Below are 13546 nucleotides of genomic sequence, written 5' to 3'. Positions count from 1 at the left end.
GGGGCGCAGCATGAGCTGAGCCCCGCATCGTGCGACCCGGCCAAGGGCAAACCTGAAAGGGTGTGACATGGCAGGCGCAAAAGAGATTCGCGGTAAGATCGCGAGTATTAAAAGTACGCAGAAGATCACCAGCGCCATGGAAAAGGTGGCGGTCAGCAAGATGCGCAGAGCACAACAGCGCATGGCCGCCAGCCGTCCCTACGCTGAGCGTATCCAGCAGGTGATTGGTCATCTGGCCAACGCCAACCCCGAGTATCGCCATCCGTTCATGCAAGAGCGTGAAGTCAAGCGGGTGGGTTACATCGTGGTCAGCTCGGATCGTGGTCTCTGCGGTGGTCTGAACACTAACCTGTTCAAGGCCCTGGTCAACAGCATGAAAGAGTGGCGTGACCGCAACGTTGAAACCGAGCTCTGTGTGATCGGTAGCAAGGGCGCTTCCTTCTTTCGCAGCTACGGCGGAAACGTTGTCGCAGCGATCAGCAACCTGGGCGAACAGCCTGCGTTGAACGATCTGATCGGTAGCGTCAAGGTGATGCTGGATGGCTACAACGAAGGTCGCATCGACCGTCTGTACCTGGTCAGCAACGGCTTCGTCAACACGATGGTTCAGCAGCCCAAGGTGGATCAGATGATCCCGCTGGTCGCTTCCGAAGAGGAAGGCGCGCAGAAAGGCAGCTGGGACTATCTGTACGAGCCCGACGCACGACAGCTGCTGGATGGACTGCTGGTTCGTTACATCGAGTCCCAGGTCTATCAGGCGGTGGTCGAGAACAATGCCTGTGAGCAGGCTGCACGGATGATCGCGATGAAGAACGCGACTGACAACGCTGGTGATCTTATCAGCAACCTGCAGCTTATCTACAACAAGGCTCGTCAGGCAGCGATCACTCAGGAAATTTCGGAAATCGTCGGCGGCGCCGCCGCGGTTTAACGGTAACGGTTTCAACCATTTAGAGGAACCAACAAATGAGTAGCGGACGTATCGTTCAAATCATCGGCGCCGTCATCGACGTGGAATTCCCGCGCGAAGACGTGCCGAAGGTGTATGACGCGCTGCAAGTAACCGACAAGGGCCTGACCCTTGAAGTTCAGCAGCAGCTGGGTGATGGCATTGTACGTACCATCGCCATGGGTACCACTGAAGGTGTCAAGCGCGGTCTGACCGTTGCCAACACCGGTGCCAACATCTCCGTACCGGTCGGGGTCAAGACCCTGGGCCGCATCATGGACGTACTGGGCAACCCGATCGACGAAGCTGGTCCGATCGGTGAAGAAGAGCGTTGGGGTATTCACCGCGCTGCTCCCAGCTACGACGAGCAAGCTGGCTCCAACGAGCTGCTGGAAACCGGCATCAAGGTTATCGACCTGGTTTGTCCGTTTGCCAAGGGCGGTAAGGTTGGTCTGTTCGGTGGTGCCGGTGTAGGCAAAACCGTAAACATGATGGAGCTGATCCGTAACATCGCGATCGAGCACAGCGGTTACTCTGTATTCGCCGGTGTAGGTGAGCGTACTCGTGAAGGTAACGACTTCTATCACGAGATGAAGGATTCCAACGTACTGGACAAGGTAGCCCTGGTATACGGCCAGATGAACGAGCCGCCGGGTAACCGTCTGCGCGTTGCACTGACCGGTCTGACCATGGCCGAGAAGTTCCGTGACGAAGGTCGTGACGTTCTGCTGTTCATCGACAACATCTACCGTTACACCCTGGCCGGTACCGAAGTATCCGCTCTGCTGGGTCGTATGCCGTCCGCGGTAGGTTACCAGCCGACTCTGGCTGAAGAGATGGGCGTTCTGCAGGAGCGTATTACCTCCACCAAGACCGGTTCCATCACCTCCATTCAGGCCGTATACGTTCCCGCGGACGACCTGACTGACCCGTCTCCGGCAACGACCTTCGCGCACCTTGATGCGACTGTCGTACTGTCCCGTGACATCGCGTCTCTGGGTATCTACCCGGCCGTTGACCCGCTGGATTCCACCTCCCGTCAGCTGGATCCGCTGGTAATCGGTCAGGAACACTACGACGTTGCTCGTGGCGTTCAGTATGTTCTGCAGCGCTACAAGGAGCTGAAGGACATCATCGCGATTCTCGGTATGGACGAGCTGTCTGAAGAAGACAAGCAACTGGTAGCGCGCGCTCGTAAGATCCAGCGCTTCCTGTCCCAGCCGTTCTTCGTTGCTGAAGTATTTACCGGTGCGCCCGGCAAGTACGTTCCGCTGAAAGAGACCATCCGTGCATTCGGTGGCATCCTCAAAGGCGAATTCGATCACCTGCCCGAGCAGGCCTTCTACATGGTTGGTACCATCGACGAAGCGATCGAGAAAGCGAAGAAACTGTAATGGGTGTGCCCCCGCAAGGGGGCGCAAGACCGAGGCGATACAATGGCTATGACAGTGCACTGCGATATCGTAAGCGCGGAAGAAGAGCTGTTCTCGGGCCTGGTAGAGAGTGTCATTGCACACGGTAACCTGGGTGACCTGGGCATCATGCCCGGCCACGCACCGCTGCTGACCGACCTCAAGCCGGGCCCCATTCGGGTGATCAAGCAGGATGGCACAGAAGAGGTGTTTTACATCTCCGGTGGTTTCCTGGAAGTTCAGCCGAAAGTGGTCAAGGTGCTCGCTGACACGGCAATCCGTGCTGGTGACATCGACGAGGCAGCCGCTCTGGAAGCAAAGAAAGCCGCAGAACTCGCCCTCAGCGAGAAAGGCGCAGAATTCGACTACGGTTCGGCTTCTGCCCGTCTTGCCGAGGCCGCGGCCCAATTGCGGACAGTGCAGGAACTTCGCAAGAAGTACGGCGGACCGGCGCTCAACAACCGGTAAGGCTGGCGGCAAGCTTCAAGCCGCCAGCTGCAGGAAAAACCGCACGGCGCCAAGCCGGGCGGTTTTTTTTTGCGTCTCGACAGCTGCAACGGCTATCAGGCGATTAGTTGCAGGCTGGCGCGATGACCCTGTGCAGCGTGCGGCTTGCGCCGCTCGGCTTTGCTAGAATGCGCGCACTGCCATTTTTCACAGGATGTTTCCCAGATGAATCTTCACGTCGTTATTCTCGCCGCCGGTCAGGGCACCCGCATGCGTTCCAAACTGCCGAAGGTGCTGCATCCGGTCGCCGGAAAACCCATGCTGGGGCATGTGATTGACTGCGCGAGAACCCTGAAGCCGACGAAGATTCATGTTGTTATCGGGCACGGTGCCGAACTGGTGCGTGAACACCTGGATGCTGAAGACCTGAACTGGGTGCTGCAGTCCGAGCAACTGGGTACCGGCCATGCCGTTGCCCAGGCGCTGCCGGCCATTGTAGATGCAGACCAGATTCTGGTGCTGTATGGAGATGTACCTTTGCTGCGGGCCGAGACGCTGGAGAAGCTGAGCAAACAGGCGGGGACACAGGCGCTGGGCATGCTGACGGTCAATATGGTCAATCCAACGGGGTATGGTCGTATCGTCCGTGATGCATCGGGTCAGGTGCAGGCCATCATCGAGCAGAAGGACGCCTCGGCCGAGCAGTTGCTGATCACCGAAGGCAACACCGGCATCATGGCGCTCCCGGGCAGCCAGGCGGCCCGCTGGCTGAACAGCCTGTCCAACCAGAATGCACAGGGCGAGTACTACCTGACTGACGTTGTCGCCATGGCGGTGGCAGAGCAGGTGCAGGTTGAAGTGGCCCAACCGGAAGATGAACCGGAAGTGCTGGGCGCCAACAACCGCGTGCAGTTGGCGGTGCTGGAAGCCGAGTACCGCCGCCGCCAGGCTGAGCGACTGATGACAGAAGGCGTAACGCTGGCCGATCCGTTGCGCATCGATGTGCGGGGTGAGGTAACCGCTGGCCGAGACATCAGCATCGACGTCAATGTGGTATTGGAAGGGACCGTTGTCATTGAGGACGACGTCATCATTGACGCCAACTGCGTGCTGCGCAACTGCCGCATTGGCGCAGGAAGCCATATCAAGGCGTTCAGCCATATCGAAGACGCAACGCTGGCCGCTGATTGCGATGTGGGTCCTTACGCGCGCTTGCGCCCCGGCACCAACCTGGCACGCGGTGCCAGGATCGGCAACTTTGTGGAAACCAAGAAAGCCAATATCGGCGAAGGCTCCAAGGTCAACCACCTGTCCTATATCGGCGATGCGGAGGTCGGCCCTAGAGTGAACATCGGCGCTGGCACCATCACCTGCAATTACGATGGGGTCAACAAGCATCTGACCACGATTGAAGAGGGCGCCTTTATCGGTACCAATACGGCGCTGGTTGCCCCGGTCACGGTCGGCGCTCGGGCAACCACCGCTGCAGGGTCAACCATCACTGCGGATATTCCGGCCGATAGTCTGGGCGTCAGTCGTGCACGTCAGCGCAACATCGAAGGCTGGAAGCGACCGTCAAAACAGTGAGAGGCGGTTGGCAATAGCGTTCGGGCGGTTATCCGCAGCGTGAGGCATGCTCCCTCTGGTGTTCTATAGTGAAGGGAGTTTTGTTTTACCTCGGGAGATGTCCGTATGCTCGCGCAACTGGCCGCATCGTTGGGTGCGCTCAAGCTTCCGCTGCGCCTCACCCTGCCCGGCGGCGGAAGTGTGGATCTGGGGCCCTCGCCCCGGGTCGAACTGCAGATTCACGATCCCGCCTTGCTGGAAGAGTTGCAGACACCGAGTCTTGACCGACTCGGTGAAGCCTTCATTCAGCAGCGCATGGACATTCGTGGCAGCGTTCTGGATGCCATCGGTGTTGCTGACAGGCTGAGTCAGGCGCTGGTGCGGGATGAGGATGACGGCCCACCGCCGCACGATCCCCACGACCGGCAGACCGATGCCGAGGCTATTGCCTATCACTACGACCTGTCGAATGACTTTTACGCGCTCTGGCTGGACCCCGAGATGGTCTATTCATGCGGCTACTTTCGACATCCGGACGATACCCTCGCCAGGGCTCAGGTGCAGAAGCTGGACCATCTCTGTCGCAAGCTCCGCCTGCGCAGCGGCCAACGGCTGCTGGATGTTGGCTGCGGTTGGGGAGGGCTGGCCCGTCACGCGGCGAAAGAATACGGGGTTCAGGTACACGGCATTACCCTCAGCAGGCAGCAACTGAAACTCGCCCGCGAGCGGGTAGCAGCCCAGGGGCTGGGTGACCGTATTCAATTGGAGCTGCGCGACTATCGCGATCTGACGGGTAGGGAGAACTACGACAAGGTCGTCAGTGTCGGCATGTTCGAGCATGTGGGGCATGCCAATCTGCCGGCGTACTTTCAGATACTGCATCAACAGGTCAAACCGGGTGGCCTGGTCATGAACCACGGCATCACCGCGCGGCATACCGATGGCCGGCCGGTTGGCCATGGTGCGGGTGCCTTTATAGCCCGCTATGTGTTCCCCCATGGTGAACTGCCGCACCTTGCCACCGCTGTTAAAGCGATGAGTGATCAGGGGCTTGAGGTGGTCGATGTCGAGAGCCTGCGCATGCATTATGCGCTTACACTGGAGCACTGGAGCCGGAATCTCGAGGCAAACAGGGACGCGGCAGCGGCGCTGGTGGATGAGCGCGCGTTACGCATCTGGCGTATTTACCTGGCCGGCTGCGCCTACGGATTTTCGCGCAACTGGATGAATATTCACCAGATACTGGCGGTCAGGCCGCTGCCTGGTGGCGGTCATCACCTGCCGCTGACGCGAGACGACATTTATTTGCAGGGTCGGGGTGCTGGAGACAGTCAGAGATAGCGGCCACACGTCGGGGCTGCTACATTGTTCGGCACGATTGATTTGCGTTTACGGAGTATGTGCGTGTCGCTGATTCCATTGACGGAAGAAGAAATACCCCTTGGCAAGCCCCTGCCGTGGAACATTGTCGACTCCGATGGCAAGGTGCTGTTTCCGCACTCGAAGGTAGTCGATAACAAACCGCTGCTTCAGCAACTGCTCAAGCTTGGGCTGTTCCGTAACGCACAGCAGAACAGCGACAACAGTGCCGGGCCTGCGCCGGAGAAGGTGGTATCCAGGCTGGAGCAGATTCAGCTCGCCCCGGGTGATCTGGTCCAGCTGCAGACGATGAGTGCTACCAACGCAGAGCGCTATCAGGTTCGCATGATCGGCTTCCATGCACCGGTCAGCTTGCTGGTTACTGCGCCCACCAGTCAGGGCAAGCTGGTGTTCGTCAAGGAAGGTCAGCAGCTTCTGGTGCGCGGCTTTGTCGGCAAGGATGCCGTGGCCTACAAGACCCGGGTGCTGAAGTCGAACCTGTCTCCTTTCCCGTATCTGCATCTGGCCTATCCCGACAGCGTGCAGTCGATGCGTATTCGCAGCTCCGCCCGGGTGTCGGTCGATCTGGTGACTGCCATCAACCGTGAGCAGGGTGCCCAGGGTTCGGCACGCATGACCGATATCAGCGTGGGCGGTGCGCGCCTGGTCTCGCCCCGTGCAGTGGCCAACAAGGATGAGACGGTCAAGGTGTCCTTCCGTATCAATCCTGCGGGGCTGGATGTGTATATGACCTTGAATGCGCGGGTGAGGGCGGTCAGCACTGACGAGTCGCTCGACGGCCTGATTGCAACCGGTATCGAGTTCACCGATATCAGTGAACAGGACCGTCTCTATCTGACCAACATGGTCTACCAGAATCTGTTGAAAGATACCCTATGAAACCCATTGCCTGCGCTCTGGCCTTCAGCACCCTGCTGATGGCTCCCCTTGCAGCCATCGGTTCCGCCCTGACGGTGCGGCTGGCCGATACCGATTTCGTGATGGAGGTTGTGGCCGACCCGGACAGCCGGCGTCAGGGACTGATGGGGCGAGAAAACCTGCCCTTCGGTACCGGCATGCTGTTCGACTTTCCCGACGGGACGCGTCCGGCGATCTGGATGCGCAATATGCAGATCAGCCTGGATCTGGTGTTTGTGGCTGCTGATGGCCGGATAGCGCATTTGTTCGAGAGGGTACCGCCCTGTGCCGATCTGCCCTGTGCGATCTATCAGGCAGAGGCTCCGCTGCGCTGGGTACTCGAGCTGCCGGCCGGCAGTGTGGATACCCTGGGCTTGAAGGTTGGGGATAACCTTGATCTGTCGATGCTGCCTGCTGAGCCGCCGCTCAACTGAATCACGGCTGGTGCCAGCGTCCCCCGCTGATTTGCTCGCAGTAGGCCTTTAAAACCGGCGCGTCATCGGGGGCAGTGTAATAGTGGATATCCTGTTGATAAGCCACGCCCTCGGTGTGTGCGCCACGGCAGATGCCGTAGGCGTCCCCGGGGCAACTGTCCTGCATCTGAATACGGAACTCGCGACCGGGAATCCGGGGTTGGCAGAACTGTTGCTCGAACAGGGCTGGCGGAATGGTCCCGTTTTGCTGGCACATGCGCACCGGCAACTGATCGTCTGTCGACTCGATCAGGCAGGCACTGGCCAGCAAGGGTGGGCTGACCAGACAAAGCAGCAGTGTGATGACGCGGCGCATGACGGTTCCGGGTAAAACCACCACCTTACTGGCTCCGCAGGCAGGCCCGCAAGCCCTGCTCCAGTGCGCTGGTGTCAGGTTTGTGGGCAAACAGCAGTTCCAGCCGATTGTCACGACGCCATGGGCTTCGCTGCCAGTTTGTATCAGGTTGGCCAAGCTGATTGAACGAGCACCACCCTGCGTCGGTATGGATCACGCCCTTGGCGCGCAATACGCTCTGTTCGGCCAGCCAGCGCCTGAGTGCGGCTTGTTCGAATTGCTGCTGCGGTGCGATGCGCCAGCCAACGCTGTACGGTGTCTGGTTGAGCTGGTTTTCGCACTGCCAGAGATCATTCGCTTGCCAGAGTCGACCGCTGATACCCGCGTCGGCAGCAGCCGGCAGCGCTGCCAGTACCGGCTGCTGCCCCGGCGTTGTGGCACCGGGCAACAGCTGGCGTTCGACTTTGCCGTGGCTGCAGGGAATGGCATCGGGCCATTGGGTCCGGAGTATCTGCTGTTGTTGTGCACCCAGCTCATCGATCTTGTTGGCGATCAGCAGCCCGGTCAGTGGCAGTGCCTGTCGCTGCACTGGCGGCAGGCTATCCAGATCCAGCAGTTGGGATGCTTCACACACCATGATCAGTGGTTTCAGGTCGAGCACTCCCCGCCAGGGCGCATCAGCGAGCTGTTGCAGCAGGCTGACGGGATGTCCCAGGCCCGAGCACTCAATCCATAACCGGTCAGGCCTGGCCTTGCGCAGCAGGCGCGTCAGTCCGACCTGGAACGGCACGCCGTTAATGCAGCACAGGCAGCCTCCAGGTATTTCGCTCAGGCTGACAGCGTCATCAGCATTGGCGCTCAACAGCGCCTGGTCCAGCCCGATCTGGCCAAACTCATTGATCAGGATCGCCCAGCGCTCTTCAGCGGGGCGTTGCGCCAGCAATGCCCGCAGAAGACTGGTCTTGCCTGCCCCCAGCGGACCTGCGATCAGATGAGTGGGTATCTGGCTTAGCATGGTAAGGTGGGTTCCACGTGGAACAAAATATAAAGACTATCGAATATCTTATTCTTAATAGATTTTGTATATCTTGGCGCTTTCGCGCGCGGTTTCTGTCGCTGGCTCATCGTCCTTGCCATGCGGGAATGGGTGGGGTGCCAGCTCGATGTGCAACTGACGGGTTCCATGCAGATCGATATAGCCACTGTAGCGGTGCTCGCCGGTAACGGTAAATTCGAAAGCGTAACGCCGAACCAGCCCGTACCGGCCTCGATGCAGGCGGGACAGCCGCACGCCGCTGAGCGCGACGCTATCATCGAGTAGTTGCAGTGCGTTGCGCTCGCAGTGGCGGCGAACCAGGGCAAGGGCGTAATCGCGCTGGCCCAGCACCTGCCACAGCCACCAGGCGAGAAAGGTGCCGGCAATCAGCAGGGTGGCGTGAGCAAGGGTAAACACGTGGACAGGCTCGAGTGGCGGTGGTGCCGGTCAGTATGCCATGGAAGCGGGTGGTGACCACAGCTGCACCCGGTTGCGACCCGATGCCTTGGCCTGATAAAGCGCCAGGTCTGCCTGACGCAGCAACTGGTCCGGGCTGCCGCTGGTGGCCAGATCGGCCACACCGATGCTGACCTGCAGTTGGTAGCGTTGGTCCAGATAAAGGAACTGCTGCTCGGCGAGGGTTTGGCGAATGCGCTCCAGTAGCAGTTGTGCCTGTTTTGCGTCGGTTTCGGGCATCAGCAGCACAAACTCCTCTCCACCGAAACGCGCGAAGATATCCGTGCGGCGTGCCTGTTGTTCGCACAGGCGGCAGAAATTCTGCAGCGCCTGGTCACCAGCCAGGTGGCCCAGTTCGTCGTTCAGTTGCTTGAAATGGTCCAGATCAAACATGGCCAGGCAGAGCGGGCGGCCATACCGCTGGCTGCGGCCGACCTCGGCAATGAGTTCCTGATGGAAAGCTCGCCGGTTCAGGGTGCCGGTCAGCGGGTCGCGCGTAGCCTGTTCCTTCAGCTGGGCAGCCATCTGCCGACTGCGTGCGAGTACCCGCTGCGTGGTCATCAGGCTGCAGCCGACGAAGCCCAGCACCAGCGCCGGAATGGCGAAGTTGTACGACAGCAGGTAAGTAAAGGACGCATAGGGTTGAACATAGGGCGCGTCGTGCCACCAGTCGAGATAGGAGAGTGTGCCGCGCAGCAGCGTGGTGATCGAATAAACCATCAGGCTTGCCCCTACCAGTAGCCGGGCAGGTCGGGTGTCGGGGTCGCTGCGCTCTCTGAACAGCAGCCAGATGGCCTGCACCGGCAGCAGTCCGGCGATGCTGGAGTAGATGCCCATCAGCAGGTCGGAGTTGCCGTGCACCAGCCAGTAATGGGTATTGGCAATCACCATGGCGCCCACGCTGACCGGTAGTGTCCACCAGGGCAGAGGTCGGCCCATGAACCTGAAGATGCCAATCAGGAACAGGGCTTCGCCGGCGAGCTGGGCAGCGTTGCCAAGGACATTAAGCAGCGGGCTGCGGGTCACGATAAAGCCGATGAACAGCGCTACGCCACCGATCAGGGTCCAGCTACCGGCCATCCAGAAGCCCGGGCCCGGTTCCCCGGGCGCCATGCGGTACAGCGCGGTTGCGCAGAGCGCGATGGCGACCAACAGGAGGATACCCAGCAGGATTGGAGAAAAGTACAGCTGGGTCATGGCGAAAGGAACGTCCCCTGTTTACGCGTTGGCTGAGTATATCGTCATGTCGCCAGGATGCCAGGCGGATCGCCGCGTCGGACGACTGATGAGCGAGGGTCTTCGGACTAGGAACGCTGCGGCTGACTGACCTCAAGCACCCTAATCCTGTCGGGCTGCGGATAATGCCAGCGAACATTCACATCCCAGAGAGTCACGCCATACTCGCGCTCCGGGCCGGGTTGCTGGTAGGCCGGCTTCGGGTCCTGACTCAGGCATTGCTCGATCAGCGCTACCAGCGGCTGCCCAAGCCGTGTCTGATGTGCCTGTGCCTGTGCCAGTGCTGCATCGCTCCAGCTCACCGGCAGGGCTGGCGGCGGTATTGGTGCAAGCGGGTTGACGGCATTCTCAATACAGTCAGCGTAGGGCACGTAGGGCTTTATATCCAGCACCGGGGTGCCGTCCAGCAGATCCACGCCGGACAGCAGCAGGCGGTTTTGCTCAATGCCTTCCAGCCTTACCACCGATTGGCCAATCGGGTTGGGACGATGGGTAGCGCGGCTGGCAAATACGCCGATACGCTGATTGCCGCCCAGCCTGGGCGGCCGCACGCGCAGGTGCTGCGGGCCACTGGCGGCCGCGTGAAAGACAAAGATCAGCCACAGATGACTGACGCCCTCAAGCCCTTCGAGTGCTTCCGGCTGGTTGTAGGGCGGCAACAGCTCCAGGCTTGCGGTTGCGGCGGGCGCCAGCAGGGGCTGGCGCGGAATGGCGAACTTTTCTGCGAAGCAGGAGTGGATGATACCTACCGGGTCAAACTGCCAGCTCATGGGGTCAAGGTCGTCAGCGGGGGAATGCAGTCCGGGCGATCGGCGGTGATCAGATGGCTGCAGCCCTCGATTTCGATGATTTGCAGGCGTTCTGCCTGGCGGGCGCTGTGCAGCATCGCACGGGGCTCCAGAATACGATCCGCGCTGGGAACCAGAATCGCCCCGCGGCAGACGTGCTGATAGATGTCCGGGGTATTGGTCTGCATCCAGTTGGCCAGATCCAGAATATTGTGGACGAAGGTGCTGCCGCGTTTCGGGTTGAATGGCAGTGCCATGATCAGCTCGCGCTTGCGCGGATTGTCGAGTGGACCGAACAGGCTGCGGTTGGTGGCCGAGATGGGCTGCTGTTGCCAGGCAAACAGATAGAAGGGCAGAAACCAGCGGAAGAATCGTGGTACATCGCGATAGGGCTTGCCCTGGGGCAGTACCGGCGCCTCCAGTATGACCTCAACCCGCGTGAACAGGTCCGGGCGCTGGCGCGCCGCCTCCAGTACTACGGCGCCGCCGCGTGAGTGGCCATGCACGCGTATCTGTTTGCCGGTCGCCAGGTGCTGCAGGGCCTGGTTGAGTACCTCTGCGTCGTAGGCAATGGTGCCGGCGCGGGCCTTCGGCTGGCTGATCCAGTCTGCCTCGCTGAAGCGGGGCCGGTTGACCGGCACATGGTAGTCGGCACTGGTAAGCAGGATCAGCTGCAGGGATGGGTTTTCATAGTGCTCGGTGAAGTAGAGAAAATTCTCCACAAACCCGGGCATCACCAGGACAGTCTGTTCGGCATCCTGCGGGCCGCGGCGGGCCACGCAGGCCTGTCCGATTCGAAACAGTTCACCGTCGAAATCGACTGCCTGCACCTGCGGTGACTCGCGGCGCAGCAGCCAGCGACGCAGGCTGAACGCAATCAGAACGAACAGGCCGATCAGACCTATCAGCAGTTGCATGGGGCCTTCTCCTGAAAGCGGGTTTCAAAAATACGAGCTTAGCGCAGTTGATAATGGCGTGATGCCACCCGGGTGGGCGATTGCGGGCTGATCTACTCGCCATCGTAGAGCCATACCCGACTGGCCTGCAGCTGATAGCTTGCATCCGCCAGCGCGTTGCTGGTCTGCTCGACGCGCAGGGTACCCTGTACCCAGTAGGGTTGGTAGATGTCGTCGATCACCACGCCATCCGGATACTCGACCAGGATGATCTGGTTGGGCGGTGGTGGCGGCACATGGATGCAGGCGCCGGCGTACGGCACCAGAAAGAGGCTGGTGTAGCGTCCCTGATCGTCGGTTTCCAGCGGGACCGGATAGCCGCCTATACGCAACTCCTTGCCATCGTACTCGCCGACGACGCGGGTCGAGTACATCACCTCGGGGAGCCCCTCGCGTTGTCGCAGACTGGTGTCGAAGTTGCCATCGGCATCGGGTCCGAAGCCATGTTCGATATCGGGCATGTCGAGCATCGCCTGGTAGTCCTCGGCGGGCAGCAGATCGAGCCAGTCGACCGTCAACGGTTGCGCGGCATGGACTGGCAGGGCAATAGCAAGCGTCAAAAGGGCGTAGCGCAGCAGCATTGGGGTTTCCATCACAGGAGCGAGGCCGGCATCAGACCGGCGTTGGTGCGCAGTGTTCCACAGTCGCTGGTTGCCGGCTACTCGGCCCAGCGTTCGCGGATCTGATTTATTTCGTCCAGACGCCGTATAAAGCACTCGACCAGTTGCGGATCGAAGTGTCTGCCGCTCTGTTCGCGAATCAGTGCAACGGCATCCTCGACTGTCCAGGCCTTTTTGTAGGGGCGTACGCTGGTGAGTGCGTCAAATACGTCGGCGATGGCAACAATGCGCGCCTCAATGGGGATGTCATCGCCGGCGAGTCCGGCCGGATAGCCGCTGCCGTCCCATTTTTCGTGATGCCCGAGAGCAATACGCCGAGCCATCTGCAGCATGCTGGCGTTGTGCTCGCCGATGATCTGTGCGCCGATTTCCGGGTGCTTCTGCATGATCAGCCATTCGTTTTCGTCGAGCTTGCCCGGCTTTTGCAAAATGGCGTCCGGGATGCCGATCTTGCCGACATCGTGCATGGGCGCAGCGTGCAGCAGTTCTTCGGCTTCGTCCGGGCTGAAGCCGGCCTCCAGCGCGATGATGCGCGAGAAGTGGCTCATTCGGATGACATGCAGGCCGGTCTCGTTATCCTTGTATTCGGCCGCCATGCCCAGGGCCTGAACGATATTCAGACGGGTCTGGCGCAGCACTTCGGCGCGCACCAGAGACAGATGGGTGCGTACCCGTGCCTTGACGATCGGGGCGCTGACCGGTTTGCTGATGTAATCGACCGCGCCCAGCTCAAAGCCGCGTATCTCGTCCTCTACGCTGGACAGGGCGGTGACGAAGATCACCGGGATATCGCTGGTGTGTGGATCACTTTTCAGCTGCGCGCAGACCTCATGGCCGGTCATGCCCGGCATCATGACATCCAGCAGAATCAGCTGTGGCCGTTCGGCGGCAGCCAGCTCCAGTGCTCGCTGGCCGTCACGGGCAAACAGCAGTCGGTAGTCATCCTGCAGAATGTGTTTCAGCACGTGCAGGTTCGCGGGTTCGTCGTCGACCAGCAGCAGCGCCGGGCGTTTGTCCTTGAATGGCATTGGCGGA

15 protein-coding genes are annotated in these 13546 nt (G+C 60.4%); 7 read left to right on the top strand and 8 right to left on the bottom strand.

Annotation, left to right across the window (positions count from 1 at the left end; translation table 11 throughout):
• Nucleotides 1-67 precede the first annotated feature (67 nt).
• The 7 genes from atpG to AC13EY_RS15795 all read left to right on the top strand — a co-directional run bounded on the left by atpG (nucleotide 68) and on the right by AC13EY_RS15795 (nucleotide 7085).
• Nucleotides 68-931 (top strand): F0F1 ATP synthase subunit gamma, encoded by an 864-nt coding sequence (atpG, locus tag AC13EY_RS15825; RefSeq protein WP_088275879.1) that lies wholly within the window; start codon nucleotides 68-70, stop codon nucleotides 929-931.
• 35 nt (nucleotides 932-966) lie between these two features.
• Nucleotides 967-2343: a F0F1 ATP synthase subunit beta gene (atpD, locus tag AC13EY_RS15820; protein WP_088275878.1), complete on the top strand. Its 1377-nt coding sequence runs from the start codon at nucleotides 967-969 to the stop codon at nucleotides 2341-2343.
• Nucleotides 2344-2385: 42 nt separating this feature from the next.
• Nucleotides 2386-2829, top strand: coding sequence for a F0F1 ATP synthase subunit epsilon (locus AC13EY_RS15815; RefSeq protein ID WP_088275877.1), 444 nt, complete (start codon nucleotides 2386-2388; stop codon nucleotides 2827-2829).
• A 204-nt stretch (nucleotides 2830-3033) separates the two neighbouring features.
• Nucleotides 3034-4395 carry a bifunctional UDP-N-acetylglucosamine diphosphorylase/glucosamine-1-phosphate N-acetyltransferase GlmU gene (gene glmU, locus AC13EY_RS15810; RefSeq protein WP_482877555.1) on the top strand — a complete coding sequence of 454 codons (1362 nt, stop codon included), beginning with the start codon at nucleotides 3034-3036 and terminating at the stop codon, nucleotides 4393-4395.
• Nucleotides 4396-4500: 105 nt separating this feature from the next.
• A complete protein-coding gene (cfaB, locus tag AC13EY_RS15805; RefSeq protein WP_228246012.1) occupies nucleotides 4501-5715 on the top strand; it encodes a C17 cyclopropane fatty acid synthase CfaB in 1215 nt (404 codons plus the stop codon).
• Between the two features lie 63 nt (nucleotides 5716-5778).
• On the top strand, nucleotides 5779-6633 hold the full coding sequence (locus AC13EY_RS15800) for a flagellar brake protein (protein ID WP_228246011.1): 855 nt from the start codon (nucleotides 5779-5781) through the stop codon (nucleotides 6631-6633).
• Nucleotides 6630-7085 (top strand): DUF192 domain-containing protein, encoded by a 456-nt coding sequence (locus tag AC13EY_RS15795; RefSeq protein ID WP_228246010.1) that lies wholly within the window; start codon nucleotides 6630-6632, stop codon nucleotides 7083-7085. Before AC13EY_RS15800 ends, AC13EY_RS15795 begins: the two co-directional genes overlap by 4 nt.
• A 1-nt stretch (nucleotide 7086) precedes the next feature.
• Here AC13EY_RS15795 and AC13EY_RS15790 read toward each other — a convergent pair whose 3' ends face one another.
• The 8 genes from AC13EY_RS15790 to AC13EY_RS15755 form a co-directional block, all read right to left on the bottom strand.
• A complete protein-coding gene (locus AC13EY_RS15790; RefSeq protein WP_228246009.1) occupies nucleotides 7087-7440 on the bottom strand; it encodes an NADH:ubiquinone oxidoreductase in 354 nt (117 codons plus the stop codon).
• A gap of 25 nt (nucleotides 7441-7465) precedes the next feature.
• Nucleotides 7466-8434 (bottom strand): CobW family GTP-binding protein, encoded by a 969-nt coding sequence (locus AC13EY_RS15785; RefSeq protein WP_228246008.1) that lies wholly within the window; start codon nucleotides 8432-8434, stop codon nucleotides 7466-7468.
• A gap of 54 nt (nucleotides 8435-8488) precedes the next feature.
• Complete coding sequence (locus tag AC13EY_RS15780) at nucleotides 8489-8872, bottom strand: DUF3301 domain-containing protein (RefSeq protein WP_228246007.1); 384 nt, start codon at nucleotides 8870-8872, stop codon at nucleotides 8489-8491.
• 30 nt (nucleotides 8873-8902) lie between these two features.
• On the bottom strand, nucleotides 8903-10108 hold the full coding sequence (locus tag AC13EY_RS15775; protein WP_228246006.1) for a GGDEF domain-containing protein: 1206 nt from the start codon (nucleotides 10106-10108) through the stop codon (nucleotides 8903-8905).
• Nucleotides 10109-10215: 107 nt separating this feature from the next.
• Nucleotides 10216-10917: a tRNA (N6-threonylcarbamoyladenosine(37)-N6)-methyltransferase TrmO gene (gene tsaA / locus AC13EY_RS15770; protein WP_228246005.1), complete on the bottom strand. Its 702-nt coding sequence runs from the start codon at nucleotides 10915-10917 to the stop codon at nucleotides 10216-10218.
• Nucleotides 10914-11852, bottom strand: coding sequence for an alpha/beta fold hydrolase (locus tag AC13EY_RS15765; RefSeq protein ID WP_228246004.1), 939 nt, complete (start codon nucleotides 11850-11852; stop codon nucleotides 10914-10916). Before AC13EY_RS15765 ends, tsaA begins: the two co-directional genes overlap by 4 nt.
• A 92-nt stretch (nucleotides 11853-11944) precedes the next feature.
• Nucleotides 11945-12469, bottom strand: coding sequence for a DUF3299 domain-containing protein (locus AC13EY_RS15760; RefSeq protein ID WP_373315121.1), 525 nt, complete (start codon nucleotides 12467-12469; stop codon nucleotides 11945-11947).
• 80 nt (nucleotides 12470-12549) lie between these two features.
• Nucleotides 12550-13539 carry a response regulator gene (locus AC13EY_RS15755; protein ID WP_088275863.1) on the bottom strand — a complete coding sequence of 330 codons (990 nt, stop codon included), beginning with the start codon at nucleotides 13537-13539 and terminating at the stop codon, nucleotides 12550-12552.
• Nucleotides 13540-13546 lie beyond the last annotated feature (7 nt).

Source organism: Halopseudomonas sp. L-58 (assembly GCF_056859475.1).
Note: the sequence above shows the minus strand (reverse complement) of the source record. Positions and strands in the feature narration are given on the sequence as shown.

Bases quoted from the DNA above. Each gene is read 5' to 3' on its own strand.
- tsaA (WP_228246005.1), bottom strand. From the start codon at position 10,917: ATGAGCTGGCAGTTTGACCCGGTAGGTATCATCCACTCCTGCTTCGCA.
- AC13EY_RS15765 (WP_228246004.1), bottom strand. From the start codon at position 11,852: ATGCAACTGCTGATAGGTCTGATCGGCCTGTTCGTTCTGATTGCGTTC.
- cfaB (WP_228246012.1), top strand. From the start codon at position 4,501: ATGCTCGCGCAACTGGCCGCATCGTTGGGTGCGCTCAAGCTTCCGCTG.
- AC13EY_RS15795 (WP_228246010.1), top strand. From the start codon at position 6,630: ATGAAACCCATTGCCTGCGCTCTGGCCTTCAGCACCCTGCTGATGGCT.
- glmU (WP_482877555.1), top strand. From the start codon at position 3,034: ATGAATCTTCACGTCGTTATTCTCGCCGCCGGTCAGGGCACCCGCATG.
- AC13EY_RS15790 (WP_228246009.1), bottom strand. From the start codon at position 7,440: ATGCGCCGCGTCATCACACTGCTGCTTTGTCTGGTCAGCCCACCCTTG.
- AC13EY_RS15775 (WP_228246006.1), bottom strand. From the start codon at position 10,108: ATGACCCAGCTGTACTTTTCTCCAATCCTGCTGGGTATCCTCCTGTTG.
- AC13EY_RS15755 (WP_088275863.1), bottom strand. From the start codon at position 13,539: ATGCCATTCAAGGACAAACGCCCGGCGCTGCTGCTGGTCGACGACGAA.
- AC13EY_RS15785 (WP_228246008.1), bottom strand. From the start codon at position 8,434: ATGCTAAGCCAGATACCCACTCATCTGATCGCAGGTCCGCTGGGGGCA.
- atpD (WP_088275878.1), top strand. From the start codon at position 967: ATGAGTAGCGGACGTATCGTTCAAATCATCGGCGCCGTCATCGACGTG.
- AC13EY_RS15815 (WP_088275877.1), top strand. From the start codon at position 2,386: ATGGCTATGACAGTGCACTGCGATATCGTAAGCGCGGAAGAAGAGCTG.
- atpG (WP_088275879.1), top strand. From the start codon at position 68: ATGGCAGGCGCAAAAGAGATTCGCGGTAAGATCGCGAGTATTAAAAGT.